Source organism: Caulobacter segnis (assembly GCF_019931575.1).
Lineage (GTDB): Bacteria > Pseudomonadota > Alphaproteobacteria > Caulobacterales > Caulobacteraceae > Caulobacter > Caulobacter segnis_C.
Genome location: NZ_CP082923.1, coordinates 882,893 through 909,891, shown reverse-complemented (window position 1 = coordinate 909,891; position 26,999 = coordinate 882,893). Strand labels below are relative to the sequence as shown.

The following is a 26,999-nucleotide window of genomic DNA, read 5'->3' as shown; positions in this document are numbered from 1 at the left end:
AGATTTCTACGGCCCGACGAAAGGCCGGGCGTTCTGGAGGACAGGGATCGCCGCCCGCGCCTTGTCGGCGGCCGGCAGGTCGAGATCGGCCAACAGCACGCCGGGCTCATCGTGGTCAAGCTTGCCGATCACCTCGCCCCACGGCCCGATGGCGATCGAGCGGCCCCAGGTGCCGCGTCCGTCCTCGTGGAAACCGCCCTGGGCGGCGGCGATGACGAACGAGCCGGTCTCGATGGCCCGGGCCCGCAGCAGCACGTCCCAGTGCGCCTCGCCGGTCGGCCGGGTGAAGGCGGCCGGGGCGGTCAGCACGGTCGCGCCGCCCAGGGCCAGGGCTCGGTGCAGGGCCGGAAAGCGCATGTCGTAGCAGATGGTCAGGCCAAACTTCGCCAGCGGCGTCTCGACCACCACCGCCTGCTCGCCCGGCGCGTAGGCCGAAGATTCGCGCGCCGTCTCCCCGGTCGGCAGATCGACATCGAACATGTGCAGCTTGTCGTAGGTGGCGACGATCGCGCCGGTCGGGTCGATGACCACCTGCCGGTTGGCGGCCTTCTCACCGTCCTCACGCCGCACCAGGGCCGAGCCGACGTCGATCCAGGTCCCGGTCTCGGCCGCGATCTCGCGCAGGCCGTTGACGACGATGTCGTCCTCCAGCGCCGCCAGGATCGGCAGCAGCTTGCTCCGGTCCTTCTGGACGACGTTGGTGCATTCCGGGGTCAGCACGAATTGCGCGCCGCCCGCGATCGCCTCGCGGACCAGCGGCGCGACATGCGCCAGCGCCGCCGCGTGGGTCGCGGGCGTGCGCGTCTGGATCAGGCCGACCCGGAGAGACTCGGACGTGTTCATGCGGCCAGAAGCGCGTCCAGTTTGCCCTCGCGTTCCAGGGCCATCATGTCGTCGCAGCCGCCGATATGCTGGTCGCCGACGAAGATCTGCGGGAAGGTCGTGCGGCCCGAGCGCTGCATCATCTCCTGGCGGAGATTGGGATCCATGCCGGCCTCGACCTCGGTGAAGTCGGCGCCCTTCTCGTCCAGCAGGGCGAGGGCGCGGGCGCAGTAGCCGCAGAAGGGACGGGTGTAGATGGTGACGTGGGCCATGCTCTGACTCGTGGAGTGTGCGTCCTCATATAGGACGCGTCTGCATTTCTGTAACGCGGGCGACCACGGATAGGGTCACGTCCGCCGCGCCGGCCGCCAGCAGCGCCCTGGCGCAGCCCTCGGCCGTGGCGCCGGTGGTCAACACGTCATCGACCAGAACGATCCGCCGTCCGGCCACCTGCCCCCGCCGCGCCTCGGGGACGGCGAAGGCGGCCGCCACGTTGCGCCGCCGGCCCGAGGCCGACTTGCCGCCCTGGCTGGCGGTGTCGCGCTTGCGGACCAGGGCGTCGGGCAGGTAGGCCAGCCCCGCCAGGCGGGCCAGCGGCCGGGCGATCTCGGCGGCCTGGTTGTAGCGGCGGCGCAGCAGGCGGGCGCGGTGGACCGGCACGGGGACCACGGCGTCGGCCGCGTCCAGCAGCGGGGTCGCGGCCCGCGACAGCCAGCGGGCGAACAGGCCCGCCAGCTCCGGCCGATCGGCGTGCTTGAGCTTGAGGACCAGGTCCCGCGAGTGCTCGTCATAGACGCAGGCGGCGCGGGCTCGCCGGAACGCCCTGGGCTTGGCCTGGCAAGCCGGGCAGCGCGCCTCGTCGGCATAGGCCATGGCCAGGCCGCAGCCGTCGCAGACCGGGTCGTCCAGGAAGGTCACCTTGGAAAAGGCCGCCGCCGTCAGCCCGCCGCTCAGGGCCGCCGCGCCGTCCAGGCTGGAGGGCGGCAGCAGCAGGTCCAGCAGGCCCCGCCCCCAATCGCGCCAAACCGGACCGATAACGAGAGGTCCCGCTTTCCATCCCGGTTCGGAATCGCCATGTTCCGCGCGCAATGACCGCCTCGCCCCTGCTCTTCGACCGCGCCCTGCACCGCGCCCGTCTCGACCGCGCCGCGCCCGACTTCGCGTCCGCCGACTTTCTCAAGGCCCGCGCGGCCCAGGACGTGGTCATGCGGCTGGAGACGATCCTGCGACGCTTTCCGGTCGCCGTCGACCTCGGCGCGAGAAATGGCCATTTTTTCAAGGCCTTGGAAGCCAGCGACGCCCGCGCCAGCATCGATGTGCTGATCGAGGCCGACCTGTCGGGGCGCATGCTCTCGGGCCGCGACACCCTGCGCGTGGCGGCCGACGAGGAGCGCCTGCCGTTCGGCGACGCGACCCTGGACCTGGTCACCTCGACCCTGTCGCTGCACTGGACCAATGACCTGGTCGGCGCCCTGATCCAGATCCGCCGGGCGCTGCGGCCCGACGGCCTGTTCGTCGGGGCGATCTTCGGCGGGGCCACCCTGACCGAGCTGCGCCAGAGCCTGCTGGCCGCCGAGGCCGAGCTGTCGGACGGCGCCTCGATGCGGGTCTCGCCGTTCGCCGACGCCATCGACGCGGCGGGTCTCTTGCAGCGGGCCGGCTTCGCCCTGCCCGTCGCCGACGTCGATCGCGTCAAGGTGCGCTACGCCCACCCGCTGGCCCTGCTGCAGGACCTGCGGCGCATGGGCGAGACCAGCGTGCTGCTGGACCGCTCGCGCAAGCCGCTAACGAAGAAGGTGCTGTTCCGGGCGATGGAGCTCTATGCCGAGCGCTTCGCCGAAGCCGACGGCAAGGTGCCGGCGACGTTCGAGATCGTCTCGGTCACCGGCTGGGCGCCGCACGACAGCCAGCAGAAGCCGCTGCGGCCGGGCTCGGCCAAGATGCGCCTGGCCGACGCGCTGGGAACGACGGAACAATCGGCCGGCGACAAGCCGGGCTGAACCTCAGGATCCGACGGCCGTCGAGGCCTTTTGGAAGGCCGAACCGAGGCCGTTGGTCAGCACCGTCAGCCCCGCCACGAGGACCACGACGACCAGGGCGACGATGATGCCCAGCTCGACGGCCGAGGACCCGCTTTCGTCGCGCCAAAAGGTCTTCAGAGCAGGTCGCGCAGCCAGGCGACCAGGGGCTCGTCCGCGGGCGGCATCGGATAGTCCCCGAGCTTGTCCGGTTTCACCCATGCCAGCGCCTCATGCTCCTTGCGCGTCACCTGGCCCTCCCAGCGACGCAGCAAATACAGTGGCATCAGGAGGTGAAAAGACTCGTAACCGTGCGACGCGAACACGAACGGCGCCAGGCAGGCCTGGGCGACGGTGACGCCCAGCTCCTCGTGCAGCTCGCGGATCAGGCATTCCTCCGGCGTCTCGCCCGGCTCGACCTTGCCGCCCGGAAACTCCCACAGGCCGGCCAGCTGCTTGCCCCGCGGCCGCTGGCAGATCAGCACGCGCCCATCGACATCGATCAGGGCGGCGGCGGCGACGAGAAGGGTGGGCTTGGTCATGAGGCCGGTGTGGCGTGGCGACGCGGGCGGGTCAATCCTCCCCAAAAAGGGGAGAGCGGGTCTCGCCCAACCTCCGCCGCATTTACATTCGTAACTTTCTCGTCACTGGGAGGGACACCATGCACAAGACGCTCGCCATGCTGGCCGCCGGCGCGGCCCTGCTGACCACGGCCCCGGCCTTGGCCCAAGCTTCCAATCCTGAGGAACCCGCCGTCCGCGCGGCGCTGGAGCACTATCTGGCCGGCCACGCCACCGGCGACCCCAAGGAATTCCGCCAGGCCTTCCACGACGACAGTCGCCTGATGTGGATCCGCGACAACGCCCTGATGCAGCGCTCGGACGACGAGTACATCGCTGGCGCGACGGGCAAGCCCGCCGCCGACGAGGCCCAGCGCAAGCGCTGGATCGAGTCGATCTCGATCACCGGCTCGGCCGCCAGCGCCAAGATCGTGCTGGACTACCCGACCGCCGTCCTGACCGACTACATGCAGCTCTTGAAGACCCCGGACGGCTGGAAGATCGTGCACAAGATCTTCGACGTGGCCCCGAAGGCGAAGCCGGCGTCGTAGTTCACCCTCCTCCCCATTAGGGGGAGGTGGATCGGCGCGAATACGCTCCGAGACGGAGGGGGTCCGCGAAGCGGTTCTGCATAGGCCGCGCCCCAAAGCCCCCTCCACCGCCGTTCGGCGGTCCCCCTCCCCCAGAGGGGAGGAGAGACACCGCGCGGAGCCGCGACATCGCTGTTCCTTGACTTTTGCACCGCAACATAAGATATGAGCCCTGCGCCACCATGGCGCTATCGGTGCTCCAGCCGCGTGAGGGTCCTTTCGGACCAGCCTGTCGAGCGCCCTGAAGAGCTTCTCATTAGAGAGCCCGTGCACGCGGGGCGCTCCCCCGACCGACTAGCCGAGGGGCCAGCCGTGCGAGGACGCATGGGCTGCATTCGGCGCATGATTAAGACAAACACTCGTGACTCAATTTTCCGACCTTGGCCTGGCCAAGCCGCTGCTGAAGGCGCTGGCCGAGAAGGGCTACAAGGAACCGACGCCGATCCAGGCCCAGGCCATTCCGGTGGTGCTGCAGGGCAAGGACCTCTTGGGCATCGCCCAGACGGGCACCGGCAAGACCGCCGCCTTCGCCCTGCCCATCCTTCAGCGCCTGGCCGAGGACCGTAAGCCGGCCCCGCGCCGCGGCTTCCGCTGCCTGGTGCTGTCGCCGACCCGCGAGCTGGCCACCCAGATCGCCGAGAACTTCAAGGCCTACGCCGTACACATGGGCCTGTCGGTCCACACCATCTATGGCGGCGTGAAGTACGGCCCGCAGATGAAGGCCCTGGCCGGCGGCATCGACGTGCTGGTCGCCACGCCTGGCCGCCTGATGGACCACATGGCCGAGAAGTCGGCCATCGTCTCGGGCACCGAGATCTTCGTCCTGGACGAAGCCGACCAGATGCTGGACCTGGGCTTCGTGGTGCCGATCCGCAAGATCGCCAGCCAGCTGACCAAGAACCGCCAGAACCTGTTCTTCTCGGCGACCATGCCGACCGAGATCGGCAAGCTGGCCGGTGAGCTGCTGAAGGATCCGGTGCAGGTCTCGGTGGCCCCGCAGGCCACCACCGTCGAGCGCATCGACCAGCGCGTCCTGTTCATCGAGGCGCAACGCAAGCGTCCGCTGCTGGCCGAGCTGTTCGCCGATAGCAACTTCTCGCGCTCGATCGTCTTCACCCGCACCAAGCGCGGCGCCGACCGGGTGGCCAAATACCTGAACGCCGCCGGCGTCGAGGCCGCCTCGATCCACGGCGACAAGACGCAAGGCCAGCGCGAGCGCGCCTTGGCCGCCTTCAAGGCCGGCGAGATGCGGGCCCTGGTGGCGACCGACATCGCCGCGCGCGGCATCGACGTCAACGATGTCAGCCACGTCATCAACTACGAGCTGCCCAACGTGCCGGAGGCCTATGTCCACCGGATCGGCCGCACCGCCCGCAAGGGCAAGGACGGCATCGCCATCAGCTTCTGCGCCGATGACGAGCGCAACCTGCTGAAGGACATCCAGAAGGCCACCCGCCAGACGATCCCGGCCTTCGACCGTCGCAACGATAAGCAGCTGGCGGCCGCCGCGGCCGTGGCCGACAAGCTGGTCCCCGCCGAGAAGTACGTGGATCCCCGCAAGGCCGACCCGCGCAACGACGTGCCGTCGGAACTGCGCCGCAAGCGCAACCGCAACGGAAATCGCAATGGCGCCAATGGCGGCAATGGCGGCGGCGGACGCTCCGGCGGCGGACAAAACGCCCAGGGCAAGAGCCAGCCGCGCCAGGGTCAGGGCCGTGGCCCCGGTCAAGGTCAGGGGCAGGGTCAGAAGGCCAAGCCTCCCCAGAACGAGTTCCGGGGCCCTAAGCGCCCGGCCGCCGCGCCTGAAAAGCGCTGGTCGCCGATCGACTAATACCTGGAAATACAAAGCGTTATAAGGACGGGGCGGCGAAAGTCGCCCCGTTCGCGCACCTGCGTCCTTTCGTTACAGCGCAGCTTGTGTCCGCATCGTCTATGAGGTCACCATCCTAAGGGGCCGGTCCCTCGACCGGATGGGGAACTCGAAGCGATGGGCGACGGCAAACCGCGCGCCACGCCTGTTCTGACACGGCTCGCCGGCGGCGAGATGGTTGGGCGCGTCCGCGCGTTCGACTGGTCGACGACCCCGCTGGGCCCGATGGATGACTGGTCGCCGGCCCTGCGGCTGGCCACCGACATGATCCTGGCCACCAACTTCCCCATGGCCCTGCGCTGGGGCCCCGAGCTGGTGCTGATCTACAACGACGCCTACAGCCCGGCCCTGCACGAGAACCACCCCCAGGCCCTGGGCGTACTGTTCAGCGACACCTCGCCGGAATTCCAGGCCTCGATCCGCGCCCTGCACGAGGACATCCTCGCCGGCGCCAGCGGCGGCTTCGCCTTCGAGAAGCTACCCCTGCGGGTCACCCGCCGGGGCGTGGTCGAACTGGGCTACTTCACCGTCAGCTACAGCCCGGTGCCGGACGCGACCGCCGCCAGCCGCGTCGGCGGGGTGCTGGTCACCGCCGTCGAGATCTCGCAGTCCGTGGCCGACCAGAAGACCCTGCGCACCACCCAGGAGCGCTACGAGATGGCGCGGGAGGCCGCCGGCGTGGTCGGCGCCTGGGAGTGGGACATCAAGGCCAACAAGGTCTATGCCGACGCCCGCTACGCCGAGCTGCACAGCGTCGCGCCCGAGTTCGCCGCGGCCGGCCTGCCGGTGCAGAGCTACATCCCCGCCGTCCATCCCGACGACGCCCAGGGCGTGCGCGACGTCGCCCTGCGGGCCGCCGCCGACGGGAGCGACTTCTCGCACGAGTACCGCCTGGTCCGGGCCGACGGCTCGGTGCGCTGGGTCTATACCCGCGGCCGCGCCTATCTGGACGAGGACGGCCAGCCCCATCGCAACGCCGGCGTCATCATCGACATCACCGAGCGCAAGCAGGTCGAGGCCGACCTCGCCGCCGCGCGCCTGGACCTGGACATGGCCGCCCAGGCGGCCGGCCTGGGCCGCTGGGACCACAAGCCCCACCTCGGCCAAAGATACTGGGACGCCCGCGCCCGCCGCATCTTCGGCCTGTCGCCCGACGAGCCCCCCACCCAAGAGACGTTCGAGCGCCTGCTGCATCCCGAGGACGTGCCGGCCGTGCGCGCCGCCGTGATCGCCGCCACCGATCCCGCCGGCGCCGGCGCGATCAACATGGAGTACCGCATCCATCGCCACGACGACGGCGCCCTGCGCTGGGTCGAGACCTTCGGACGGGCCTTCTTCGAGGGCGGCCAATGCGTGCGCTTCGTGGGCGTGGTCTCGGACGTCACCGAGCGGCGCGAGGCCATCGACCGGCTGCTGCGCCAGGAAGAGACCCTGCGCCTGGCGATCGACGCGGCCGATGTCGGCACCTGGGACATCAATCTCGACACCGGCGACGTGATCTGGTCGGACCGCTGCTTTCCCATGTTCGGCGTCAAGTCGGGCCCGCCGCTGCCGCCCGACATCTTCATTCCCCACATCCACCCCGCCGACCAGGGCCGCGTGATCGAAGGCATGCGCCTGGCCCAGGACCCGGACATCCGCGCCGACTACGCGGTCGAGTTCCGCTTCATCGGTCCCGACGACCATGTCGAGCGCTGGCTGAACGTGAAGGGCAAAGTGTTCTTCGACGACGACGGCAAGGCCTGCCGCTTCGTCGGGGCCGTGGTCAACGTCACCGACCGCAAGCGCGCCGAGCTGCACCTGCGCCTGCTGGTCAACGAGCTGAACCACCGCGTGAAGAACAGCCTGGCGACCATCCAGGCCATCGCCGCCCAGAGCTTCACCGGCGAGCGGGCCCTGGACCAGGCGCAGGAGGCCTTCTCCAACCGCATCGTCGCCCTGGCCGAGGCCCACGATCTCCTGACCCGCGAGAACTGGGAGGGCGCGGACCTGCACGAGGTGACCACGCGGCTGGCCGACCTGCACGGCGGCCAGGCCCGCTTCGAGCTGTCCGGCCCCGCCGTGCGCCTGTCGCCCAAGACCGCCCTGTCGCTGTCGATGGCCCTGCACGAGCTGGCCACCAACGCCATCAAGTATGGCGCCCTGTCGACGCCCGAGGGTCGCGTCCGCGTGGCCTGGAACCTGGTCCCCGACCCCGGCGCGGCGCGGCTGGACCTGACCTGGACCGAGCGCGGCGGACCTCCCGTGCGGCCGCCCACCGACCGGGGCTTCGGCTCGCGCCTGATCGAGCGCGGTCTGGCGGCCGAGCTGTCGGGCTCGGCGGCGATCGACTTCCACCCCGACGGGGTGATCTGCCGGATCCGGGCGCTGCTGGAGGCCTAGCTGGCCGCCCTGAGCGCCGCCGCGATCTGCTCATCCGTCCGCCGCAGCGCCATCATCAGCGCCCCCGCCACGATCAGTGGCGGCAGCGCCCAGACGTACCAGCCAGCCACGGCCAGGGCCGTCGCGCCGCCGATCAGGGCGGCGATCCCCAATTCGGCCAGGGCGGCCAGGAACGAGCCGGCGCGGCGGCGGCGGAAGTCGGCGCGCTTGCCGGGCTTCTGATGCCAGATGCCGATCAGCCCCGAACTCCAGGCCGTCAGGCCCGCGCCGACCGCGGTCCACAGGGCCGCCAGCGGCGCGAACCAGGCCAGCACCGCGATGGGGGCGGCCAACAGCACGGCGACCGGGATCAGGGCGGCGGCCAGCTTGGCCCGGCGCAGCACGCTCATCGGCGCCGGCGCGATAGCCAGCAGGTCGGGCGTGTCCTCGGCCGAGACGGTGATCCAGATCAGGCTGCCGGTCACCTGGCCGGCCAGGAAGGTCACCGCCGCCGCCGGCCCCGCCAGCGCCCAGGCCGGCAGATGCGCGGCCCCTCGCGCCATAGCGAAGGCCAGGGGCAGCATGTACAGCACCCGCAGCAGCACCTGCGACAGCAGGGCCGCGTCGCGGCTGATCAGGCGCAGCTCCTTGCGCACCGTGGCCCGGAAGGCGCCGGCGGCGAAGGCGCGGGTGGGTCCCTTGGCCGCCTTGCGGGTCTCGGCCCCCTGGGTGGCGGCGGCCGCATCGGCGAAGCGCCGGCCCAGCACCTGGGCGGCGAACAGGAAGATCCCCGCCCCGATCGCCACCAGGACCAGCAGCGGGACCGGCTGGCCCAGCGCCGCGCGCAGCGGCCAGTCGGCGAAGGGCGGCAGGACGATGACGCCGTCGCGGACGTCCAGGGCGATGCGCGCGAACAGGCTTTCGCTGGCCCGCTCGCCCATCAGGTTGCGGTACTGCGACGCGAGGAAGAAGGCCGCGCCGATCAGGGCCGCCAGCACCTGGGCCACGGTGCGCGTGCGGCGCGGGCCGATCAGGGCGAACAGGGCCATGGCCAGCAGCAGGCCGATCCCGGACGCCCCCAGGGCGGCGGCGACCAGCACGACGAAGACGCTCGCCCAGGCGGGGTGGCCCATCAGGATCGACGGCGTCAGGAGCAGCGCCGCCGGGACCATGAACCAGAGCGCCGCGTTGACGGCCAGGCCCAGGGCCCGGACGAACAGCACCTTGCGCGGGGCCAGGGGCGAGGAGAACAGCAGGTCCAGGTCGCCCCGCTCGTAGAGGGCGTCGGCCGAGGCCGCCAAGGTGGTCGACAACATCAGGGTCAGGATCACCGCCAGGGCCAGGTCGGCGATGATCACGGCCATCGGGACGATCGGAACCGCGACCCCGCGCACCGCCAGCGCCAGGAAGATCCCGCCGATCAGGATCAAGCCGCCCAGGATCGCGAAGGCGACGAACGCGCCCGGGCCGCTGGACTTGCGGCCGGCCTTGAAGCCGCGCCAGGCCAGGCGCAGCTCGTGGGCCAGCAGCCAGGGCGTGCTGGCGGGCCGCAACGGCAGGCTCATGCCCCGACTTTCTCGGGCGCGGCCTCGGTGGTCAGCTGCAGGAACACGTCCTCCAGCGTCCCGCCGCCGCCGGCCTTGCCGCGCAGCTCGTCCAGCGTGCCCTCGGCCAGCAGGCGGCCGCCGGCGATGATGCCGATGCGGTCGGCCATGCGCTCGGCGACTTCCAGGATGTGGGTGGTCAGGATCACGGTGCCGCCGGCGTCGACGCGGGCCTGCAGCATGTCCTTGACCAGGCGCGCGGCGGCCGCGTCCAGCCCGGTCAGCGGCTCGTCCAGGATCAAGAGCTTGGGATCGTGGATCAGCGCCCCGGCCAGGGCGACCTTCTGCTTCATGCCGCGCGAGAAGCCCTCGCACCGCCGCCGCGCCTCGTCCGTCAGGCCCAGGGTGGCGAGGAGCTCTTCCGCCTTGGCCTTGGCGGCGCGCGGCTCGATGTTCCAGAGGCCGGCGACGAACTCCAGATATTCCAGCGGCGTCAGCTTGTCGTAGATCATCGCCTCGTCGGGGGCCCAGGCCAGCAGGGCCTTGGCGCCGGCGGGATCCTGGCGGGCGTCGACGCCGAAGATCTCGACCGTCCCGCTGTCGGCCTGGGTCAGGCCCGCCACCATCCGCAAGGTGGTGGTCTTGCCCGCCCCGTTGGGGCCCAGCAGGGCGTAGAGCTCGCCGGCATGGACCGTCAGGTCGAGGTCCGACACCGCGGGCTTGGCGAACGTCTTGTTCAACCCGCGAACGATCAAGGCTTCCGTCAAACCCGCCCCCGAGACGCTGTCACGCGGAGATGTGAGCCTGTTGCGCGGGCGGAGGCAAGCGGGACGGTTCCATGCAGCCGCGCATCAGGGCGACCGCGACGTCCCGCGCGCTGGCGGCCAATGCGTCATCGGGCAATTCGCCGGCGGTCCAGAAGGACAGCACGCCTCGGAATGCGAAGGCCAACTGCCCCGGCAGGACGCTCAGGGCCTGTTCGCGCCGCTCGGCCACGATCCCGTCGCCGTCGCCCAGGGCCAGCGCCCAAAGGGCCTTCGAATGCGCCCAGACCTGGCCAGGCGTCGGGCTGGGCGCGCCTAGCGATCCCATCACCGCGCGATTCACGACCGGCTCCTCCAGCATGACGGCCGCCGCGGTGTCGATGGCCAGGCGCACGCGATCGAGCGCGTCGCCGGACGGCGCGGCCTGGACAAAGCGGACCTCCATCGCCTCGATACGGCGCGCCGACAGCGCCTGCATGATCGCGGCCTTGGAGCCAAATTGGTTGAACGGCGTCGCGAAGCTCACCCCGGCCTCGGCGGCCAGGTCGCGCATCGAGAAGTCGGCCTTGTCCTGGCGGAGCAGCCGCTCGGCGGCGTCGATCACGCGCTGGCGGACCGGCTCGCCCCGGACGGCGGCGGCGGAGTGGGTATTGCGACCTGTCATGCTATAACTATATCAAGATATAGATATTGCGATAGCCTGGAGACGACCATGTCCGACATCGACCCGAAGACCTTTCTGATCACGGGCGTGAGCTCGGGCCTGGGCCGGGCCTTCGCGGTCGGCGCCCTGGCGGCCGGCCACCGCGTCGTCGGCACGGTGCGACGCGCCGCGGACGCCGAAGCCTTCGCCGCCCTCGCCCCGGACCGGGCCCTCCCCCTGGTGCTGGACGTCACCGACTACGCGGCCATCCCCTCGGCCGTCGCCGATGCCGAGCGAAAGGCCGGTCCTATCGACGTACTGGTCAACAACGCCGGCTACGGCCACGAGGGCGTCCTGGAGGAATCGTCGCTGGACGATCTGCAGCGCCAGTTCGCGGCGAACGTCTTCGGCCCCGTCGCCATGATCAAGGCCGTGCTGCCATCCATGCGCCAGCGCCGGCGCGGCCACATCATCAACGTGACCTCGATGGGCGGCTTCATCACCATGCCCGGGATCAGCTTCTATTGCGGCAGCAAGTTCGCGCTGGAGGGTATTTCGGAGTCGCTGGGCAAGGAGGTCGCCGCGTTCGGCGTGCGCGTGACGACCCTCGCGCCCGGCCAGTTTCGCACCGACTGGGCCGGCCGCTCGATGGACCGAACGCCTCGCAGCATCGCCGACTACGACGGCGTGATGGATCCCATACGCGCCGCGCGCCAGGCCAAGAGCGGCGCCCAGCCTGGAGACCCCGCCAAGGCCGCCGAGGCCCTGCTGACCCTGGTCACGTTGGAAAACCCGCCGGCCAGGCTGTTTCTCGGCGAGGACGCCCTTGCCCTGGTCGACCGCAAGCTGGAGGCCATGAAGGCCGAGATCGAGGCCTGGGACGCGCTCTCGCGCTCGACCGGCTTCACGGCCTGACGCCGTCTCAGCAGTCGTCGTCCTCGGCGTCCGTCAGGGACTGCTTGGCCGGGTTCAGCCAGACGTGGCAGCTGTGTTCGGTGTCGAGCTTCACGCAGGTCATGCGGCCGTCGCCCTTGTGCAGGCCGGCCGCGCCGCATTCGCTGGGCTTGGCCGGGCCCGGCAGGCGGTCGTAGAGGGTCTTGGCGGCCGGGCCGATGACCAGCAGGTCGACGGCGCCGCCGTCATGGGCGAAGGCGCGGGCTTCGGACTTCACCTCGGTCACGGTGTCGGCCGCGCCCATGCGCTCCAGCTCGACCGCCCGCTCGGTGGTCTTGCGCAGATGACACTCGGCGCGCTCGATCATGTCGATCGTGCCGCCGGTCAGGTTCTCGGCGCATTCGGCGTCGCGACGCTTGATCCAGGCGCGCTGCTGGTCGCGCAGGGTCTGCTTGGCCGCCGGCGACAGTCGCGCCATCACTGCGCCATAGGCGGCGTTCAGGCGCTTGTCCTGCCGTCCCAGCTCCAGGTTGGCGCAGCTGGCCATGGCGACCGTGACGCCCTTGGCCGCGTCGCCGGTCTTCAGGCAGCGGGCGTAGGCGGGCGAGTATTCCCGCTCGGCGTCGATGGCCGGCCCGTCCGCGCCGCGCCCCAGGGTCGGGGCCGCCAGCAGGGCGACGGCCAGCAGGGCGGTCGTTGCGCGCTTCATGCCGAACGCCTCAGAACTTGGTCTTGCAGCCCTGCTTCAGGTGCACGCCGCGCAGGAAGCCGCGGCGGGCCAGGCCGGCGTCGACCACGGCGTTCATGTGACGGTCGGCCGGCGCCGCGCCGGTCACCTCGCGGACCAGGCCGCGGAAGGGGATGATGCTGTTGATGATGGTCTTGCCGCCCGCCTCGGCCAGCTTGCCGGCGCGGTTCTCGGTATATTCGTTGCCGACCGAATAGTCCGCGCCCAGCACGGCGTTCAGGTTGGTCACCTCGGACGCCAGGGCCTTGCAGGTCTTCAGGCCCTTCAGGCTGTAGGGGTCGTTGAAGGCCTTCTCGAGGATCGGCGGGATCTCGCGCTTGGACATGCCGACGTCGCGGGCCGGCTGGCTGCCGATGTCGACGGCCTTCTTCTTGGCCTCGCCCCAGCGGCCGCCGGGCTCGTCGGGCGTCGCGGGCGGCTTGACCTGGGCCAGGGCGGCGGGGGCGTGAACCGAAGTGGCCAGCAGCAGGCCCGCCCCGATCATGATCAACAGCTTCCGAGACATCAAAACGCCCTCCACCCGGGTGAACACCGATCAGGAACGGCAAGCACCGCTTGGAGTTCCCGCCGCTCGCCCCCTTAAGGTGAAGCTATAGCGCGCCGGACCTCAATGCGCTCGATCAACTGGCCCGAGCGCGCATCGAACGCCTAGTGAGTGGGCGTGGCCGCTTCCAGATCGAAGGCCGCGTCGAAGGCGTCCTCGCCCGGCACAGTCCCAGCCAGGGCGGCTTCGAAAAGATCCTCCAGCGCGTCCCAGATGAAGGTCAGCTGCTCCAGCACGGCCGGGACCCTGGCGGCCTCGAAACCCGGATAGAGATCCTCGACCAGCCACAGCCCGGTCTCGGCGTCATAGCCGAACCGGCAGCCGATCAGGCGGAACTGAGCCCGCGCCACCGTCTCGAACAGGGCGGTCAGATCGCGGGCCTCGTTCAGGTCCTCGGGGGCCAGCACCAGGCAGCGCGCCTGCAGCCAGCCGTGGTCGGGCAGCAGGTAGAAGGCGCCCTCATCCTCGCCGCCGGACACCTCCAGCCCGCGATCGATCGCCTCGACGACATAGCCGGCCTCGCGGCAGACGCTGGCCAGGTTGTCGAGGAGCGCGGCTTCCTGATCGGGTGTCATGAGCGGTAGTCCCCGTTGATCGCCACGTACTGCTTGGTCAGGTCGCAGGTCCAGACCGTGGCCGAACCCCGGCCGACGCCGACGTCGACGCTGACCTCGAACTCCTGGTTCTTGACGTAGGCGCTCATCTTGGCCTCGTCGTACTCGGCCGAGATCAGGCCGTCGCGAGCCGCGTAGAGGTCGCCGAACTTGACGCTGATCTTCTCGCGGGCGACCGGCTCGTCGGCGCGGCCCACGGCCATGACGATGCGGCCCCAGTTGGCGTCCTCGCCGGCGAAGGCGGTCTTGACCAGCGGGCTCTCGGCGATGGTGCGAGCGATCTTGCGGGCTGAGGCCGGGCTCTCGGCGCCGTTGACGGTGATCTTGACGAACTTGGTCGCCCCCTCGCCGTCCTTGACCAGTTGCAAGGCCAGGTCCAGCAGCACGCCTTCCAGCTTCTCCCGGAAGTCGGCCAGACGCTTGTCGCCCGGACGGCTGATCTTGGGCGCGCCCGACTGGCCGGTGGCGAACAGCAGCAGGGTGTCATTGGTCGAGCGGTCGCCGTCCACCGTCACGCAGTTGAAGGTGGTGCGGGTGTAGAGGCTGACCAGGGTCTGCAGCGCCGCCGGAGCGATGGCCGCGTCGGTGGCCACGAAGGCCAGCATGGTGGCCATGTCGGGCGCGATCATGCCCGAGCCCTTGGCGATGCCGGCGATCTTCACTTCCACGCCGTCGATCAGGGCCGTGGCGTAGGCCCCCTTGGGGAAGGTGTCGGTGGTCATGATCGCCCGGCCGGCCTGGGCCCAGGCGTCGGCGGTCAGGCGCGCCTCGACCTCGGGCAGGCGGGCGGTGATCTTGCTGTCGTCCAGGATGACGCCGATGACGCCGGTCGAGGCCATCATCACGTCGCGCTGGCGGCAGTCCAGGCGCTTGCCCACGGCCGTGGCCACGCGGCGCACCGCGTCGGCGCCCGGCTTGCCGGTGAAGCTGTTGGCGCAGCCGGCGTTGACCACCAGGGCGCGGACATCCGCGCCGCCGCTGGCGGCCAGCTGGCGCTTGCACCAGTCGACCGGGGCCGAGCCGACGCCGTGGCGGGTGAAGACGCCCGCCGCCGAGGTTCCCTCGGCGAAGCGCATCAAGAGCAGGTCCTCGCGCTCGTGCTTGTAGAAGCCGGCGCGGCCGGTGGCGATCTCGACGCCAGGGATCGGCGGGATGAGCGGAAACGGCACGGCCAGGGGCGAGATCGCCAGGCCCGGCTTGCCGGCGCCGGCGGGGGCGGGCTTGGCCGGCGCCGCGACGCCGGGCGAGCCCTCGCTGGCCGACTTCTGGGCGCGACGCAGGCCAGCGCGCTTCAGGGCCGAGGTCAGCGGGTCGACCAGCGCGCGCTCGATGGCGGCGCCGGCGGCCGCGACGGGATTGGACGTCGCCGAAGCCGACGCGACTTCAGGGGCCTTCGCGGCTGTCTTCTTGCCCGAAGCTTTGGGAGTCTTGGTCATGAACCGCTTCTTTACTTCTTGGCGGGTTGGGCGGGAGGCGGCGGGGCCGAGGCCGGGGCGCCGACCGGCGCTTCGGGCGGGGCCGAGGCCGGTTCCTGGGCGCCGGTGACGGAGGCGTCCTGGGCCTTGCCGATCAGCATCTCGACCTTGGCCGAGCCGCGCAGCTTTTCGAGGATGTCGCGGACCTGGTCATAGGTCAGGAAGCGGACGATCTGCGGCCGGGCGGCCTCGAGCGTGATCGGCTCCTCGGTGCGCTTGTCCTCGACCCGGACCAGGACCCAGCCGCCCTCGGCCGCGAAAGGTCCGACGAGAGCGCCCTTCTGGGCGTCCTTCAGGGCCACGCCATAGGGCTCGGGCATCACGTCCAGGGTGAAATAGCCCAGGTCGCCGCCGTTGAAGCGGGTGGCCTGGTCGGTCGAGCGCTCCATGGCCAAGGCGTCGAACGAGGCGCCCGAGGCCAGCAGCTTCTTGACGCTCTCGGCCTCGGCCTGGCTGCCGACGATGATCTGGCGGGCGCGGATCTCCTCCGAGCGCTTCGAGAGCTTCTGCTGCTCGGCGTAGAGCTTGCGGATGGCGTCCTCGGTGACGGCCTTCTCGACCACGCCCTCGACCAGCATGTCGCCCAGGATGCGTTCGCGGGCGGCGGCCAGGCGGCGCTGGGCGATCGGGTCCTTGTCGATCTTGCGCTTGGCGGCCTCGGCGGCCAGCAGCTTCTGGTCGATGACCTCGTCCAGGCGCTGGCGGAACACCTCGCTGGAGACGTCCAGCGGCTCGCCCTCGCTGATCAGGCCCTGGGCCACGGCCTCGCGCTTGACGTCGCTGGCCCAGATCACCTGGCCGTTGACGCGGGCCACGGCGGTGTCGCCCGGCTCGGGCGGCTTTTCGGCGACCTTGTTCTGGCCGCAGGCGACCAATAGCAGGGCGCAGGCGCTGAGCACGCCCATGAGGCGGAAAGTGGTCTTCAAGGCCAAGATCTCCGGCTTTGTTGCAATGGGCTCTAGCGCGGTTTCTCGCCGAGTGGAAACGGCTTCGCCACACAAAGCGTTCGGGCTCGAGCCTGTACGGTTTGGATGGACCCATCCAAACCGGATAAACAGGCTCGATCTTCTAGCATTGAGAGCGCGTTCGGGCGGGTTAGGCGCTCACGCCTAACCCTAACGCGCTCTTGCGAAAACTGAGGCGGGACGGCCACTAACCGGCCCGAAAGCCTTACTTACGCCGGGGTCTTCGCGTTGACACCAAGATGACCGGTGCTTAAGTCTCCGGCCGCACTGGAGAAGCGGATTTTCCGCTGATCCTGCTGCGGCTCCGTTTCCCGTAGTCGAGGCCCGTAAAGCCTTAGCGCCGGCCTCCACGTCAAACCGTCCTTCGGATTCCCCCCGCATGCTTGGTCTCGCCAAAAAGCTCTTCGGCTCTTCCAACGAACGCAAGGTCAAGACCTTCCAAGCGCGCGTCGCGAAGATCAACGCCTACGAGCCCGAGTACGCCGCCCTCTCGGACGAGGCCCTGAAGGGCAAGACCGCCGAGTTCAAGGCGCGCCTGGAAAAGGGCGAGACGCTTGACGACCTTCTGAACGAAGCCTTCGCCGCCGTGCGCGAGGCCTCCAAGCGCGTGCTGGGCATGCGCCACTTCGACGTCCAGATGGTCGGCGGCATGGTGCTGCACTTCTCGGGCATCTCGGAAATGCGCACGGGTGAAGGCAAGACCCTTGTCGCCACCCTGCCGACCTATCTGAACGCCCTGGAAGGCAAGGGCGTCCACGTCATCACCGTCAACGACTACCTGGCCCGCCGCGACGCCGACTGGATGGGCCAGATCTACAACTTCCTGGGCCTGTCCTACGGCGTCATCGTCAACGGCCTGAGCCAAGGCGAGCGTCAGCGCGCGTACCGCAGCGACATCACCTACGGCACCAACAACGAGTTCGGCTTCGACTACCTGCGCGACAACCTCGTCTACAGCGTCGACGAGATGGTCCAGCGCGGCCACAACTTCGTCATCGTCGACGAAGTGGACTCGATCCTGATCGACGAGGCCCGCACCCCGCTGATCATCTCGGGCCCGACCGAAGACCGCAGCGAGTTCTACAAGACGATCGACGTGCTGGTGAAGCAGCTGATCCTGGACAAGACCAACTACGACCACGACGAGAAGCAGAAGCAGGTCATCCTGACCGAGGACGGCCAGGAGCGGATCGAGGAGATCCTGATGTCGGGCGGCCACCTGGCCGAGGACTCGGCGGGCCTCTACGACGCGGCCAACGTCTCGGTGGTGCACCACGTCAACCAGGCCCTGCGCGCCAACGTGCTGTACACGCGCGACAAGGACTACATCGTCAAGGGCGGCGAGGTCATCCTGATCGACGAGTTCACCGGCCGCATGATGACCGGCCGCCGCCTGTCGGAAGGCCTGCACCAGGCCATCGAGGCCAAGGAAGGCGCCGACATCCAGCCCGAGAACCAGACCCTGGCCTCGGTGACGATCCAGAACTACTTCCGCCTCTACAAGAAGCTGTCGGGCATGACCGGCACGGCCTCGACCGAAGCCCAGGAATTCGACGACATCTACAAGATGAGCGTCTCGGAAATTCCGACCAACCGCACCATCCAGCGCATCGACGACGACGACGAGGTCTATCGCACCGAGCGCGAGAAGAACGAGGCCATCCTCAAGCAGATCGCCGACTGCCACGTGCGCGGCCAGCCGATCCTGGTCGGCACCGTCTCGATCGAGAAGTCCGAAGAGCTGTCCAAGCTGCTGTCCAGCTTCTCGTTCGAGAACGACGGCAAGAAGCAGAAGGGCATCCCGCACCAGGTGCTGAACGCCCGCTTCCACGAGCAGGAAGCCCTGATCGTCGCCGACGCGGGCGTGCCCGGCGCAGTGACCATCGCCACCAACATGGCCGGCCGCGGCACCGACATCCAGCTGGGCGGCAGCATCGACATGCGCCTGTTCAACTGGCGCCAGCAGCAGAAGGGCATGGGCCTCGAGATCACCCACGAGGACGAGGTCGAGGAACGCGCGCGGCTCGAGGCCGAGATCGCCGACCGCAAGGCCCAGGCCCTGGCCGCCGGCGGCCTGTTCGTGCTGGGCACCGAGCGCCACGAGAGCCGCCGCATCGACAACCAGCTGCGTGGCCGCACCGGCCGTCAGGGCGACCCGGGCCGCAGCAAGTTCTTCCTGTCGTGCGAGGACGACCTGCTGCGCATCTTCGCCGGCGAGCGCCTGGACGCGATCATGCGCACCTTCGGCGTCCAGGAAGGCGAGGCGATCACCCACAAGTGGCTGAACAACGCCATCGCCACCGCCCAGAAGCGCGTCGAGCAGCGCAACTACGAGATCCGCAAGAACCTCCTGAAGTACGACGACGTCGTCAACGACCAGCGCAAGGCCGTGTTCGAGCAGCGCCAGGAGTTCATGGAGAGCGACGACCTCTCGGACATCATTGTCGAGATGCGCCAGGACACGATCGACGACCTGGTCGCCCGCCACCTGCCGCCCAAGGCCTATGCCGAGCAGTGGGACGTCGAAGGCCTGAAGGAACGCGTCCAGTCGATCCTGGGCCTGGACCTGCCGATCGAGGCGTGGGCCGCCGAGGAAGGCATCGCCGACGAGGAGATCAAGGACCGCATCCAGAAGGCGGCCGACGAATACGCCGCCCAGCGCGAAGTGATCATCACGCCCGAGCAGATGCGCTCGGTCGAGAAGAACTTCCTGCTGCAGATGATCGATCTGCAGTGGCGCGAGCACCTGATGCACCTGGATCACCTGCGCAACGTCATCGGCCTGCGCGGCTATGGCCAGCGCGATCCGCTGAACGAGTACAAGACCGAGGCCTTCTCGCTGTTCGAGAAGCTGCTGGGCGACCTGCGCACCAACACCACCCGCTGGCTGATGACGGTCGAGATCGCCTATGCCGAGCCGGAGATCCCGCATACGCCGCTGGAGGGCCTGCAGGAGGTCCACCTGGACCCGCTGACCGGCGAGAACGCCGCCGTCGCCGGCGCCATCCCGGACGGCCTGTCGCCCCAGCAGCGCGAGGCCCTGCCGGTCTCGGCCCTGCCGGAAGACTGGGAACGCACCAACCGCAACGCCCCCTGCCCCTGTGGCTCGGGCAAGAAGTTCAAGCAGTGCCACGGCTCGCTGGTCTAGGCTTGAACCCCTGAGTTCAAAGGCCCGCCCTGGGAAACCAGGGCGGGCCTTTTTGCTTTCTGAGCCCTCCCCCTTGATGGAGGAAGGATTCTCCTCAGAGCTTCTTCAGCACGAACTCGATCGCGCATTCGCCGACCGTCGTGCGGGTCTGGTCGAAGCGGTCGACGCCGATGCGCTGGTTGAGCTCGTAGCGGAAGGTGGCGTCCATCAACTCGATCTTCTTGATCTCGACGTTCGCCGACAGGCTGGCCAGGAACTCGGTCAGGTTGATGCTGGCGCCGGACCACGAGGCCTTCTTGAAGATCGTGAAGGTGTGCTTGTGGTCGGTGTTGAAGGTCGAGGGGAAGACCCCCTGCTCGTACAGGTCCTCATCGGGGATCAGGCAGACCAGGTGGCCGCCCGGCTTGAGGATCCGCAGCCAGTTCTCCAGCGCTTCCTTGGGGTCGCGCATGTGCTCCAGGCAGTGCGAGGAGTGGACGAAGTCGAAGGTCGCGTCGGCCACGCTCTCCATCAGCTGGGCGTCGCCGTCGGGCAGGTCCCAGCCCCGGCACGACTTCATCAGCGGGAAGAACTCGTAGTACTGGCCGATCGTGTCCTCGCCGGCCCCGATGTCGATGCCGTCGCCGACGATGTAGCGGGTCGCGTAGCGCGAATCCTTGATCTTGTGGAAGACGGACTTGCTGGATTCGTGCATCGCGGGCCTCGGCCGGACGGGATTCGTCGGGGCCCCAGCAGGCGGCGAACCGCGCCTGCGGTCAAGCGCGGACGCGCGCCGCCAGGGCGCCGGCCGCGACCAGCACGACCGCCGCCGCGATCGCCGAGCTTCGCAGGCCCGCCACCGCGTCGACGCCCGCCAGCGCCCCGAAGATCGCCACCCCGGCCGCCCCGCCGACCTGGCGGCAGGCGTTCAGCGCGCCCGAGGCGGCCCCGGCCTCGTGGCGGTCGACGCTGGCCAGCAGGCCGCTGGTCAGGGCCGGGATCGCCAGGCCCATGCCGCCAGGGATCAGGACGAAGCCGGGCAGCATCTGGATGAGGTCGCTGTCCACGCCCAGCCGCGCGGTCAGGGCGTAGCCGCAGGCGGCGACCAACACCCCGGCCGTCGTCACCGTCCGCGCGCCGAACCGAGCGACCAGCCCGCCGCTGACCAGGTTGGAGACGATGAAGGTCGCCGTCAGCGGCAGGAAGGCCAGGCCCGCCCGCGACGGGCTCCAGTGCAGGGCGCGCAGCATGTAGAGGCCTAGGACGAAGATCAGGCCGTAATAGGTGAAGTTCAGCGCCGAACCGACCACCACCGCCGTCCAGGCCGGGCGCTGGCGAAAGACGCTGAGCGGCATGGCGGGATGGGCCGCGCGGCGCTCGAACAGCACGAAGGCGACCGCCAGAAGGCCGCCCGCGACCAGGGCCAGCAGCGGCGCCCCCGTCCATCCCCGATGTCCGCCCTCGATCAGCCCGCCGACCAGCAACGAGACGGCGGCGACGGCCAGGGCCTGGCCGGGGATGTCCAGCGGTATGCGCGGCTTGGCCGGGGTCGGCGGCGCGACCAGCAGGGTCAGGACCGCGCCCAGCGCGCAGATCGGCAGGTTGACGAAGAACACCCAGCGCCAGCCCAGCGTCTCGACCAAGAGGCCGCCCAGCACCGGCCCGACGGCGATCGACACCCCGCCGGCCGCCGTCCACCAGCCCACGGCCGAGGCGCGCCTCTTGTCATCCCCATGGGCGGCGTGGGCGATCAAGGCCAGGGACGGCGGGATCAGCAGCGCGCCCGCCGCGCCCTGGGCCACGCGGGCCAGGATCAGCATCAAGGGGCTGGTCGCGAAACCACAGGCCGCCGAGGCGACGCCGAACAGCACCAGGCCCGCCACAAACGCCCGGCGCGGTCCCACGCGGTCGCCAATCGCCCCGGCCGACAGCAGCATCGCCGCCAGGGCCAGCACATAGGCGTCGACCACCCATTGCAGCTGGGCGGTGGGCGCATCGAACGCCGCGCCGATCGCGTCCAGCGCCACATTGACGATGGTCACGTCCAGCTGGGTGACGAAGAAGCCGAAGCTGGCGGCGGCGGTGATCAGAGGCAGGCGGGATCGGCTCATGGTCTCGACTTGCCCTGATCCGCCGCCTGGATGCTACACGCGCCGATGAACCATTCCGCCAGCGATGGCGGTATGATGCGAACATGGACGCCAACATCGCCACCCCCGCCGCCCTGATCGGCGATCCGACCCGCGCGGCGATGCTGCAGGCGCTGCAGGACGGCCGCGCCCAGCCGGCCAGCGCCCTGGCCTGGGCCGCCGGCGTCACCGCCCAGGCGGCCAGCAACCACCTCGCCAGGCTGGTCGACGGCGGCCTGCTGGCCGTCGAGCGCGAGGGCCGCCACCGCTACTATCGGCTGGCCAGCGCCGAAGTCGCCCACGCGATCGAGGCCCTGTCGGTGCTGGCCGCGCCGGTCCGCTCGCTGGAGGTTCCCCGCTCGCCCAAGGCCCGCGCCCTGCGCGACGCCCGCTGCTGCTACGGCCACCTTGCGGGGCGGCTGGGGGTCAGGGTCTGCGAGGCCCTGGTCGAGCGCGACCTGATCCGCCCGGCGACGGAGAAGCTCTATGACGTCACGCCGCAAGGCCGACGCTGGTTCGAGGATCTGGGGATCGCGGTCGACGCCCTGCGCTCGCCGCGCGGCGTGGCCCGCCAGTGCCTGGACTGGACCGAGCGCCGCCATCACCTGGCCGGGCCGCTGGGGGTCAAGCTGCTGGAGGCGATGACCGCGCGGGGGTGGCTGGCGCTGGAGGCCCAGGGCCGCGCAGTGCGGCTGACCCCGGATGGCGCGGCGGCGTTGCGCGAGCGGCTGGGCGTGAGCCTGGAGGACGAGGGGCGCGTGGCGGCTTAGGTTTCCCACTCTCCTCCCCCTTTGGGGGAGGGGGACCGCCGAACGGCGGTGGAGGGGACTTTGGGGCGCGGCCTATGCAGAACCGCTTCGCGGACCCCCTCCGTCTCGGCGCGTAGTCGCGCCGATCCACCTCCCCCTAATGGGGAGGAGAGGGGTTAAGGCGCCAACACCACGCCCGTGTCGGGGCTAGTCCCACCATCCACCTGCGCCGCGAACGCCGCCTGGATCGCCGCCTGGCCCTGCCCGCGTTCGACCGTCAGCCAGCGTGGCGCATCCTTCACGAACCCGGCCCAGGCCTTGCCGTAGCGTGTCTCGAACTCGCCCGGGGGCCAGTCGACGCGGCGCTTAGCGATGCGGTCGGGGGCGAAGAAGAACACCGGCTTGGGGCCGGGCAGCTCGCCGCCGCCCTTCTGGGCCTCCCAGTGGGTGCCGCCCACCAGCAGCGAGAAGGCCAGGTCCGCCCCGAAGGTCTCGTGGACCGCCCTCAGCACCCCAGCGTCGCCGGCGAAGTCGACGAACACCGCCGGCCGTTCGATCGCCGCCGTCGGCAGGTCGGCATAGGTCACGACCTGATCATAGTAGCCCAAGGCCTCGACGAAGCCGACATTGCGCGGCGAAGTCAGGCCCACCACCTTGGCCGCCCCGCGCTGCTTCAGCAGGTAGGCAAGCCCGATGGCGGTCTTGGACGAGGCGCTGGACAGCACCACCGACTTGCCGCCGAACAGGGCGCTCTCGTCCAGGAAGTCCTCGATCAGGAACGAGGTGATGTACAGCGGCTGCAGCAGCGCCTTGTGCGCCTCCAGCCCATCCGCGTCCCCGACCGCCTGATACTGGTTGTAGACCACCGCCAGATGCGCGCGATGGGGCGAGACGTCGGTGAAGCCGGTCTTGCCGACCTTGGCTTGCACCGTCAGGTGCGTGGACATCGGCCAGTAGCCGTAGAACCTCTGGCCGACCGCGATCTCGGGATGGGCCGAGGCCTCGACCTGGGCGTGACCCCACACGGGCACGCGGCCGAAGCCTTCTGGCGCCGGGAAGAAATCCCAGTACTTCATCGCCTCGCCGAACACCGCGTAGGTGATGTTGTTGGCCGTCAGGGCGAAGCTCTCGATGGCCAGCCGGACCTGGCCCGCCTCCAGCGGCGGCGGATCAACCTCGCGGAATTCGGTGCGGCGCAGGTCGGACTTGGCGACGAGGAAATCCCAGGCCATCGGAGCCTCCTTGGCATTCGCGCGGAGTAGGCGGTCAGGTCCGCGAGAAGTCAAACAATTGTTTGAATTCATCCCTCTCCCCTTGCGGGAGAGGGTGGCCGCCGAAGGCGGTCGGGTGAGGGGTCGCGCCGGCCCGTCGGACACGCCTTTCAACCCCTCATCCGGCGCTGCGCGCCACCTTCTCCCGCAAGGGGAGAAGGAGATCTATCCCCTCACCCACTGCCCATGGAACCCGAACGGCACGCGGCGCGGCAGCTTCGCCCCGGCGATCGGGCCCTTGTCCACCGCCTGGGCGTCGAAGACCACGAACTCGCTGACGTCCTCGACCGCGCGATAGATCACCGCCGTCAGCCAGCCCTCGCCCTCGGCGGCGTCGGGTCCGGCGGGGGTGAAGACCGCCTCCGAGATCGCGTCGCCCTTCGGGACCGTCCAGGTCTTCCGCGCGCCGGTCGCCAGGTCCAGGTGGACGACGATGTTGGAGCGGAAGTCGCCAGGCTTCAGGCTCTGGCCCACCAGCCAGCCGTAGCGGTAGGGCATGCCGGCGAAGCGTTCGTCGAAGCGGGGGAACTCGCCGGCCGTATCGTCCAGCGGCGCCTCGGCCACCGCGCCGGCGGCCAGGTCGATCGTCCAGCGCGTCAGATAGGCGGCGGCGTTCTCGCCCTTGGTCCCGTCGGGATTGGGGAACAGCGGCGCGGTGTCATAGCGCATGACGTCGGCGACGATCGTCTCGCCCTGTTCGAAGGCGTTCATGACGTGGAAGACGTAACAGGCGGGGACCTCGATCCAGCGCAGGCTGGAAACGCCCTGGTCGCGGCGGATCACCGCCAGATGGCCGCCCAGCGCGGGCTCCCAGGCGAAGGCGGGCTTGCCGCTCATCGCGCGCGGCAGGCTGCCCGACAGCGGCAGGACCGGGATGACGATATGGTGCTCGGTGACGATGCAATCGTGGATCATCGCGCAGTACGGGGCTTCGAAGGTCTCGCGCTTCAGCAGGCGTCCGTCCTTGTCGGCCAGGCCCCAACTGATCTTGTTCGACAGCGGCATGGCGTCGTCGGCATAGGCGAAGAAGACGAGCTCGCCGGTGAAAGGGCAGGTCTTGGGATGGGCCGTGACCTTGCCGCCCAAGTCGTATTGGCCGACCGTCTCGAGGTCCGGGCCGCTCATCTCGAACGGCGCGTGGGCCTCCTCCAGCGCCAGCAGATGGCCGCCGTGGGTGATGATGTTGGTGTTGGCCACGCCCTCGCTGATCACGCCCAGCACCGAGGGGTCGGTGGTCATCGGGTTGCCCCAGCTGCCGAACAGGGCTCGCCCGGCCTCGTGCTCCAGGGTCCACTTGTTGGTGCGGACCCAGCGGTTGCGGTACCGGACCTGGCCGTCGCCCACGGTAAAGGCGTGCAGCATGCCGTCGCCGACGAACCAGTGGTAGTTGGCGTCGCGCGGATCGAACTGCGGATTTGGGCCATTGCGATAGAGCGTGCCGCGCAGACCCGGCGGCAAGGCGCCCGTGACCGGCAGGACCAGGTCGTCCTCGCTACGCACCGGCGCGAAATTGCCGCTGAGGAAGGGGTTGATACGCACGTCACCGTCCATGACCGGACCTCCCGTTTTGGAACGCGCTTATTGTTTACAATGTAAATTTATGTTGTAAGCGGCTGAGTGAGTCAATCGGGATTCTCGCGTGCCCCGCGTCCTGTCGTCCGAAGACGTCGAAGCCTTCCGCCGCCGCCTGTGCGACGCCGCCGAGGGCCTGTTCGCCGAGCGCGGCATCGAGGCGGTGACCATGCGCGAGCTGGCCCAGGCCCTGGGCGTCAGCCCCATGACCCCCTACCGCTACTTCAAGGACAAGGACGCCATCCTGGCGGCCGTGCGCACGGCGGCCTTCGCCCGCTTCGCCGCGCGGCTGGAGACGGCCATGGCGGTCCCCGCCGACCCGCTGCATCGCTCGCGCAACGCCGGCCAGGCCTATGTCGACTTCGCCCTGGCCGAGCCCCTGGCCTATCGCCTGATGTTCGACCTGAACCAGCCGACCGAGGGCGACTATCCCGAGCTGCAGGCCGCCATCGTCCGCGCCCGCCGCACCATGACCGTCCATGTCGAGGCGATGATCGCCGCCGGCCTGCTGGACGGCGACGCCGAGCTGATCGGCCACCTGTTCTGGTCGGTGCTGCACGGCATGCTGATGCTGCAGCTGACCGGCAAGCTGTCGCCGGCCATCGATCCGGCGCGGCTGCGAGCCCTGGCGCTGACCACCCTGGTCCGAGGCCTGGGCATCGCCGCGCCCTGAGGCGGGGAGCATTGTCATCGAGACAATGTTTCCATTGCTCCGCTCCGCGTGAGGGCTCAAGTCCGGAAGCCTGTCCCCGCCTGCGATCGGAACGGCCATGACCAACACGCCCCTGCCCTTGCGCCACTTCCTGCTGGCCCTGGCCGTGGTGGCGGTTTGGGGGACGAACTTCGTGGTCATCCGCATCGGCCTGGACCACCTGCCGCCGCTGCTGTTCGCCACCCTGCGCTTCTGCCTGGTGCTGGTCCCGATGGCCTTCTTCGTGAAGCGGCCGGCGGTGTCGTGGAGGAACCTGGCGGCCTATGGCGTGCTGATCGGGGCGGGGCAGTTCGGCCTGCTGTTCGTGGCCATGAAGGGTCACATCTCGCCGGGCCTGGCCTCGCTGGTCGTGCAGACCCAGGTGTTCTTCACCATCGGCATGGCCATGCAGATCAGCAAGGAGCGGGTGCAGGGCTTCCAGATCGCGGCCCTGCTGCTGGCCGCCTCGGGCATCGTGTTGATCGCCGCGCACGGCGGCGGCTCGGCCACGCCCCTGGGCGTGCTGCTGGTGCTGCTGGCGGCGGCCAGCTGGTCGGCCGGCAACATCGTCGCGCGCCAGGCGGGCTCCGTGAACATGCTGGGCTATGTCGTCTGGGCCAGCCTGTTCTCGATCCCGCCGCTCTTCGCCATGTCGCTGTGGCTGGAAGGCTGGCCGGCCATCGTCAAGGGCGTGACTGGCGCCAGCCTCTCGACCTGGCTGGCGGTGGCCTGGCAGGCGGTGGGCAACACCATGTTCGGCTACGCCGCCTGGGGCTGGCTGCTGGCCCGCCACCCGGCCGCCACCGTCACCCCGATGGCCCTGCTGGTCCCGGTGTTCGGCATGGGCGCCTCGGCCCTGCTGCTGGGCGAGGGCCTGCCCGCCTGGAAACTGGCGGCCGCCGCCCTGGTGCTGACCGGCCTGGCGGTGAACATGCTGTGGCCGAAGGTGCGGGCGTGGAGGGCGGCGGCGGCTTGAGGTCCCAGTTCCGTGTCATCCCGGAAGCCTTGCAGAGGCTATCCGGGATGACACAGTTTGATTTGACCTCCC

The 26,999-nt window shown here is 69.8% G+C and carries 26 protein-coding genes; 9 read left to right on the top strand and 17 right to left on the bottom strand.

Annotation, left to right across the window (positions count from 1 at the left end; translation table 11 throughout):
- Positions 1-6 precede the first annotated feature (6 nt).
- The 3 genes from K8940_RS04290 to K8940_RS04280 are packed head-to-tail and all read right to left on the bottom strand — an operon-like array spanning position 7 to position 1,911.
- Complete coding sequence (locus K8940_RS04290) at positions 7-843, bottom strand: carbon-nitrogen hydrolase family protein (RefSeq protein WP_223393293.1); 837 nt, start codon at positions 841-843, stop codon at positions 7-9.
- Positions 840-1,094: a glutaredoxin 3 gene (grxC, locus tag K8940_RS04285; protein ID WP_223393292.1), complete on the bottom strand. Its 255-nt coding sequence runs from the start codon at positions 1,092-1,094 to the stop codon at positions 840-842. Before grxC ends, K8940_RS04290 begins: the two co-directional genes overlap by 4 nt.
- 25 nt (positions 1,095-1,119) lie before the next feature.
- Complete coding sequence (locus K8940_RS04280) at positions 1,120-1,911, bottom strand: ComF family protein (protein ID WP_223393291.1); 792 nt, start codon at positions 1,909-1,911, stop codon at positions 1,120-1,122.
- Here K8940_RS04280 and K8940_RS04275 point away from each other — a divergent pair.
- Entirely contained in the window at positions 1,911-2,822 is a 912-nt protein-coding gene (locus tag K8940_RS04275; RefSeq protein ID WP_223393290.1) for a methyltransferase domain-containing protein, read from the top strand. The genes K8940_RS04280 and K8940_RS04275 overlap by 1 nt on opposite strands.
- A 3-nt stretch (positions 2,823-2,825) precedes the next feature.
- On the opposite strand, the gene K8940_RS04270 is transcribed toward K8940_RS04275, so the two are convergent.
- Together K8940_RS04270 and mutT are read right to left on the bottom strand one after the other, a co-directional pair.
- Entirely contained in the window at positions 2,826-3,062 is a 237-nt protein-coding gene (locus K8940_RS04270) for a Flp family type IVb pilin (RefSeq protein WP_223393289.1), read from the bottom strand.
- On the bottom strand, positions 2,978-3,382 hold the full coding sequence (gene mutT, locus K8940_RS04265) for an 8-oxo-dGTP diphosphatase MutT (RefSeq protein WP_223393288.1): 405 nt from the start codon (positions 3,380-3,382) through the stop codon (positions 2,978-2,980). Before mutT ends, K8940_RS04270 begins: the two co-directional genes overlap by 85 nt.
- A 119-nt stretch (positions 3,383-3,501) precedes the next feature.
- Between mutT and K8940_RS04260 the strand changes: the two genes are divergently transcribed.
- The 3 genes from K8940_RS04260 (at position 3,502) to K8940_RS04250 (ending at position 8,242) form a co-directional block, all read left to right on the top strand.
- Positions 3,502-3,951, top strand: coding sequence for a nuclear transport factor 2 family protein (locus K8940_RS04260; RefSeq protein ID WP_223393287.1), 450 nt, complete (start codon positions 3,502-3,504; stop codon positions 3,949-3,951).
- A gap of 400 nt (positions 3,952-4,351) precedes the next feature.
- Positions 4,352-5,821, top strand: a complete 1,470-nt coding sequence (locus tag K8940_RS04255; protein ID WP_223393286.1) for a DEAD/DEAH box helicase — start codon at positions 4,352-4,354, stop codon at positions 5,819-5,821.
- A gap of 156 nt (positions 5,822-5,977) precedes the next feature.
- Positions 5,978-8,242 carry a PAS domain-containing protein gene (locus tag K8940_RS04250; protein ID WP_223393285.1) on the top strand — a complete coding sequence of 755 codons (2,265 nt, stop codon included), beginning with the start codon at positions 5,978-5,980 and terminating at the stop codon, positions 8,240-8,242.
- Here the strand turns inward: K8940_RS04250 and K8940_RS04245 are convergent.
- From K8940_RS04245 to K8940_RS04235, 3 genes are read right to left on the bottom strand one after another with little or no spacing between them, the layout of a single operon-like run.
- Entirely contained in the window at positions 8,239-9,786 is a 1,548-nt protein-coding gene (locus K8940_RS04245; RefSeq protein ID WP_223393284.1) for a hypothetical protein, read from the bottom strand. The genes K8940_RS04250 and K8940_RS04245 overlap by 4 nt on opposite strands.
- Positions 9,783-10,532, bottom strand: a complete 750-nt coding sequence (locus K8940_RS04240) for an ABC transporter ATP-binding protein (protein WP_223393283.1) — start codon at positions 10,530-10,532, stop codon at positions 9,783-9,785. The genes K8940_RS04245 and K8940_RS04240 overlap by 4 nt, the downstream gene beginning before the upstream one ends.
- Positions 10,533-10,551: 19 nt before the next feature.
- A complete protein-coding gene (locus K8940_RS04235; RefSeq protein ID WP_223393282.1) occupies positions 10,552-11,193 on the bottom strand; it encodes a TetR/AcrR family transcriptional regulator in 642 nt (213 codons plus the stop codon).
- Positions 11,194-11,241: 48 nt separating this feature from the next.
- On the opposite strand from K8940_RS04235, the gene K8940_RS04230 reads away from it, so the two are divergent.
- Positions 11,242-12,087: an oxidoreductase gene (locus K8940_RS04230; protein ID WP_223393281.1), complete on the top strand. Its 846-nt coding sequence runs from the start codon at positions 11,242-11,244 to the stop codon at positions 12,085-12,087.
- 7 nt (positions 12,088-12,094) lie between these two features.
- Here K8940_RS04230 and K8940_RS04225 read toward each other — a convergent pair whose 3' ends face one another.
- From K8940_RS04225 to K8940_RS04205, 5 genes are all read right to left on the bottom strand, one after another.
- Complete coding sequence (locus K8940_RS04225; RefSeq protein ID WP_223393280.1) at positions 12,095-12,775, bottom strand: lysozyme inhibitor LprI family protein; 681 nt, start codon at positions 12,773-12,775, stop codon at positions 12,095-12,097.
- Positions 12,776-12,785: 10 nt separating this feature from the next.
- Positions 12,786-13,319: a hypothetical protein gene (locus K8940_RS04220; RefSeq protein ID WP_223393279.1), complete on the bottom strand. Its 534-nt coding sequence runs from the start codon at positions 13,317-13,319 to the stop codon at positions 12,786-12,788.
- A gap of 143 nt (positions 13,320-13,462) precedes the next feature.
- Positions 13,463-13,933 carry a hypothetical protein gene (locus K8940_RS04215; protein WP_223393278.1) on the bottom strand — a complete coding sequence of 157 codons (471 nt, stop codon included), beginning with the start codon at positions 13,931-13,933 and terminating at the stop codon, positions 13,463-13,465.
- Positions 13,930-15,408: a bifunctional glutamate N-acetyltransferase/amino-acid acetyltransferase ArgJ gene (argJ, locus tag K8940_RS04210; RefSeq protein ID WP_223393277.1), complete on the bottom strand. Its 1,479-nt coding sequence runs from the start codon at positions 15,406-15,408 to the stop codon at positions 13,930-13,932. Before argJ ends, K8940_RS04215 begins: the two co-directional genes overlap by 4 nt.
- A gap of 11 nt (positions 15,409-15,419) precedes the next feature.
- Positions 15,420-16,379 (bottom strand): peptidyl-prolyl cis-trans isomerase, encoded by a 960-nt coding sequence (locus K8940_RS04205; RefSeq protein WP_223393276.1) that lies wholly within the window; start codon positions 16,377-16,379, stop codon positions 15,420-15,422.
- A 412-nt stretch (positions 16,380-16,791) separates the two neighbouring features.
- Between K8940_RS04205 and secA the strand changes: the two genes are divergently transcribed.
- On the top strand, positions 16,792-19,560 hold the full coding sequence (gene secA / locus K8940_RS04200) for a preprotein translocase subunit SecA (protein ID WP_223393275.1): 2,769 nt from the start codon (positions 16,792-16,794) through the stop codon (positions 19,558-19,560).
- Between the two features lie 94 nt (positions 19,561-19,654).
- Here the strand turns inward: secA and K8940_RS04195 are convergent, their stop codons facing one another.
- The gene (locus tag K8940_RS04195; protein ID WP_223393274.1) at positions 19,655-20,254 is read right to left on the bottom strand and encodes a methyltransferase domain-containing protein; all 600 of its coding nucleotides are present in this window, start codon (positions 20,252-20,254) and stop codon (positions 19,655-19,657) included.
- 61 nt (positions 20,255-20,315) lie between these two features.
- Complete coding sequence (locus tag K8940_RS04190) at positions 20,316-21,650, bottom strand: MFS transporter (RefSeq protein ID WP_223393273.1); 1,335 nt, start codon at positions 21,648-21,650, stop codon at positions 20,316-20,318.
- A gap of 83 nt (positions 21,651-21,733) precedes the next feature.
- Here K8940_RS04190 and K8940_RS04185 point away from each other — a divergent pair, with 83 nt between their 5' ends.
- The gene (locus K8940_RS04185) at positions 21,734-22,438 is read left to right on the top strand and encodes an ArsR/SmtB family transcription factor (RefSeq protein WP_223393272.1); all 705 of its coding nucleotides are present in this window, start codon (positions 21,734-21,736) and stop codon (positions 22,436-22,438) included.
- Between the two features lie 155 nt (positions 22,439-22,593).
- Here K8940_RS04185 and K8940_RS04180 read toward each other — a convergent pair whose 3' ends face one another.
- Both K8940_RS04180 and K8940_RS04175 read right to left on the bottom strand, forming a co-directional pair.
- The gene (locus K8940_RS04180; RefSeq protein ID WP_223393271.1) at positions 22,594-23,649 is read right to left on the bottom strand and encodes a DUF2855 family protein; all 1,056 of its coding nucleotides are present in this window, start codon (positions 23,647-23,649) and stop codon (positions 22,594-22,596) included.
- A 204-nt stretch (positions 23,650-23,853) separates the two neighbouring features.
- A complete protein-coding gene (locus K8940_RS04175; RefSeq protein WP_223393270.1) occupies positions 23,854-25,239 on the bottom strand; it encodes a carotenoid oxygenase family protein in 1,386 nt (461 codons plus the stop codon).
- Positions 25,240-25,327: 88 nt separating this feature from the next.
- Here K8940_RS04175 and K8940_RS04170 point away from each other — a divergent pair, with 88 nt between their 5' ends.
- Together K8940_RS04170 and K8940_RS04165 are read left to right on the top strand one after the other, a co-directional pair.
- Entirely contained in the window at positions 25,328-25,933 is a 606-nt protein-coding gene (locus tag K8940_RS04170) for a TetR/AcrR family transcriptional regulator (RefSeq protein ID WP_223393269.1), read from the top strand.
- A gap of 97 nt (positions 25,934-26,030) precedes the next feature.
- Complete coding sequence (locus tag K8940_RS04165) at positions 26,031-26,927, top strand: EamA family transporter (protein ID WP_223393268.1); 897 nt, start codon at positions 26,031-26,033, stop codon at positions 26,925-26,927.
- Positions 26,928-26,999 lie beyond the last annotated feature (72 nt).

Bases quoted from the DNA above. Each gene is read 5' to 3' on its own strand.
- K8940_RS04290 (WP_223393293.1), bottom strand. From the start codon at position 843: ATGAACACGTCCGAGTCTCTCCGGGTCGGCCTGATCCAGACGCGCACG.
- grxC (WP_223393292.1), bottom strand. From the start codon at position 1,094: ATGGCCCACGTCACCATCTACACCCGTCCCTTCTGCGGCTACTGCGCC.
- K8940_RS04275 (WP_223393290.1), top strand. From the start codon at position 1,911: ATGACCGCCTCGCCCCTGCTCTTCGACCGCGCCCTGCACCGCGCCCGT.
- K8940_RS04270 (WP_223393289.1), bottom strand. From the start codon at position 3,062: ATGGGTGAAACCGGACAAGCTCGGGGACTATCCGATGCCGCCCGCGGA.
- mutT (WP_223393288.1), bottom strand. From the start codon at position 3,382: ATGACCAAGCCCACCCTTCTCGTCGCCGCCGCCGCCCTGATCGATGTC.
- K8940_RS04260 (WP_223393287.1), top strand. From the start codon at position 3,502: ATGCACAAGACGCTCGCCATGCTGGCCGCCGGCGCGGCCCTGCTGACC.
- K8940_RS04250 (WP_223393285.1), top strand. From the start codon at position 5,978: ATGGGCGACGGCAAACCGCGCGCCACGCCTGTTCTGACACGGCTCGCC.
- K8940_RS04245 (WP_223393284.1), bottom strand. From the start codon at position 9,786: ATGAGCCTGCCGTTGCGGCCCGCCAGCACGCCCTGGCTGCTGGCCCAC.
- K8940_RS04235 (WP_223393282.1), bottom strand. From the start codon at position 11,193: ATGACAGGTCGCAATACCCACTCCGCCGCCGCCGTCCGGGGCGAGCCG.
- K8940_RS04230 (WP_223393281.1), top strand. From the start codon at position 11,242: ATGTCCGACATCGACCCGAAGACCTTTCTGATCACGGGCGTGAGCTCG.
- K8940_RS04225 (WP_223393280.1), bottom strand. From the start codon at position 12,775: ATGAAGCGCGCAACGACCGCCCTGCTGGCCGTCGCCCTGCTGGCGGCC.
- K8940_RS04220 (WP_223393279.1), bottom strand. From the start codon at position 13,319: ATGTCTCGGAAGCTGTTGATCATGATCGGGGCGGGCCTGCTGCTGGCC.
- K8940_RS04215 (WP_223393278.1), bottom strand. From the start codon at position 13,933: ATGACACCCGATCAGGAAGCCGCGCTCCTCGACAACCTGGCCAGCGTC.
- argJ (WP_223393277.1), bottom strand. From the start codon at position 15,408: ATGACCAAGACTCCCAAAGCTTCGGGCAAGAAGACAGCCGCGAAGGCC.
- secA (WP_223393275.1), top strand. From the start codon at position 16,792: ATGCTTGGTCTCGCCAAAAAGCTCTTCGGCTCTTCCAACGAACGCAAG.
- K8940_RS04195 (WP_223393274.1), bottom strand. From the start codon at position 20,254: ATGCACGAATCCAGCAAGTCCGTCTTCCACAAGATCAAGGATTCGCGC.
- K8940_RS04190 (WP_223393273.1), bottom strand. From the start codon at position 21,650: ATGAGCCGATCCCGCCTGCCTCTGATCACCGCCGCCGCCAGCTTCGGC.
- K8940_RS04185 (WP_223393272.1), top strand. From the start codon at position 21,734: ATGGACGCCAACATCGCCACCCCCGCCGCCCTGATCGGCGATCCGACC.
- K8940_RS04180 (WP_223393271.1), bottom strand. From the start codon at position 23,649: ATGGCCTGGGATTTCCTCGTCGCCAAGTCCGACCTGCGCCGCACCGAA.
- K8940_RS04175 (WP_223393270.1), bottom strand. From the start codon at position 25,239: ATGGACGGTGACGTGCGTATCAACCCCTTCCTCAGCGGCAATTTCGCG.
- K8940_RS04165 (WP_223393268.1), top strand. From the start codon at position 26,031: ATGACCAACACGCCCCTGCCCTTGCGCCACTTCCTGCTGGCCCTGGCC.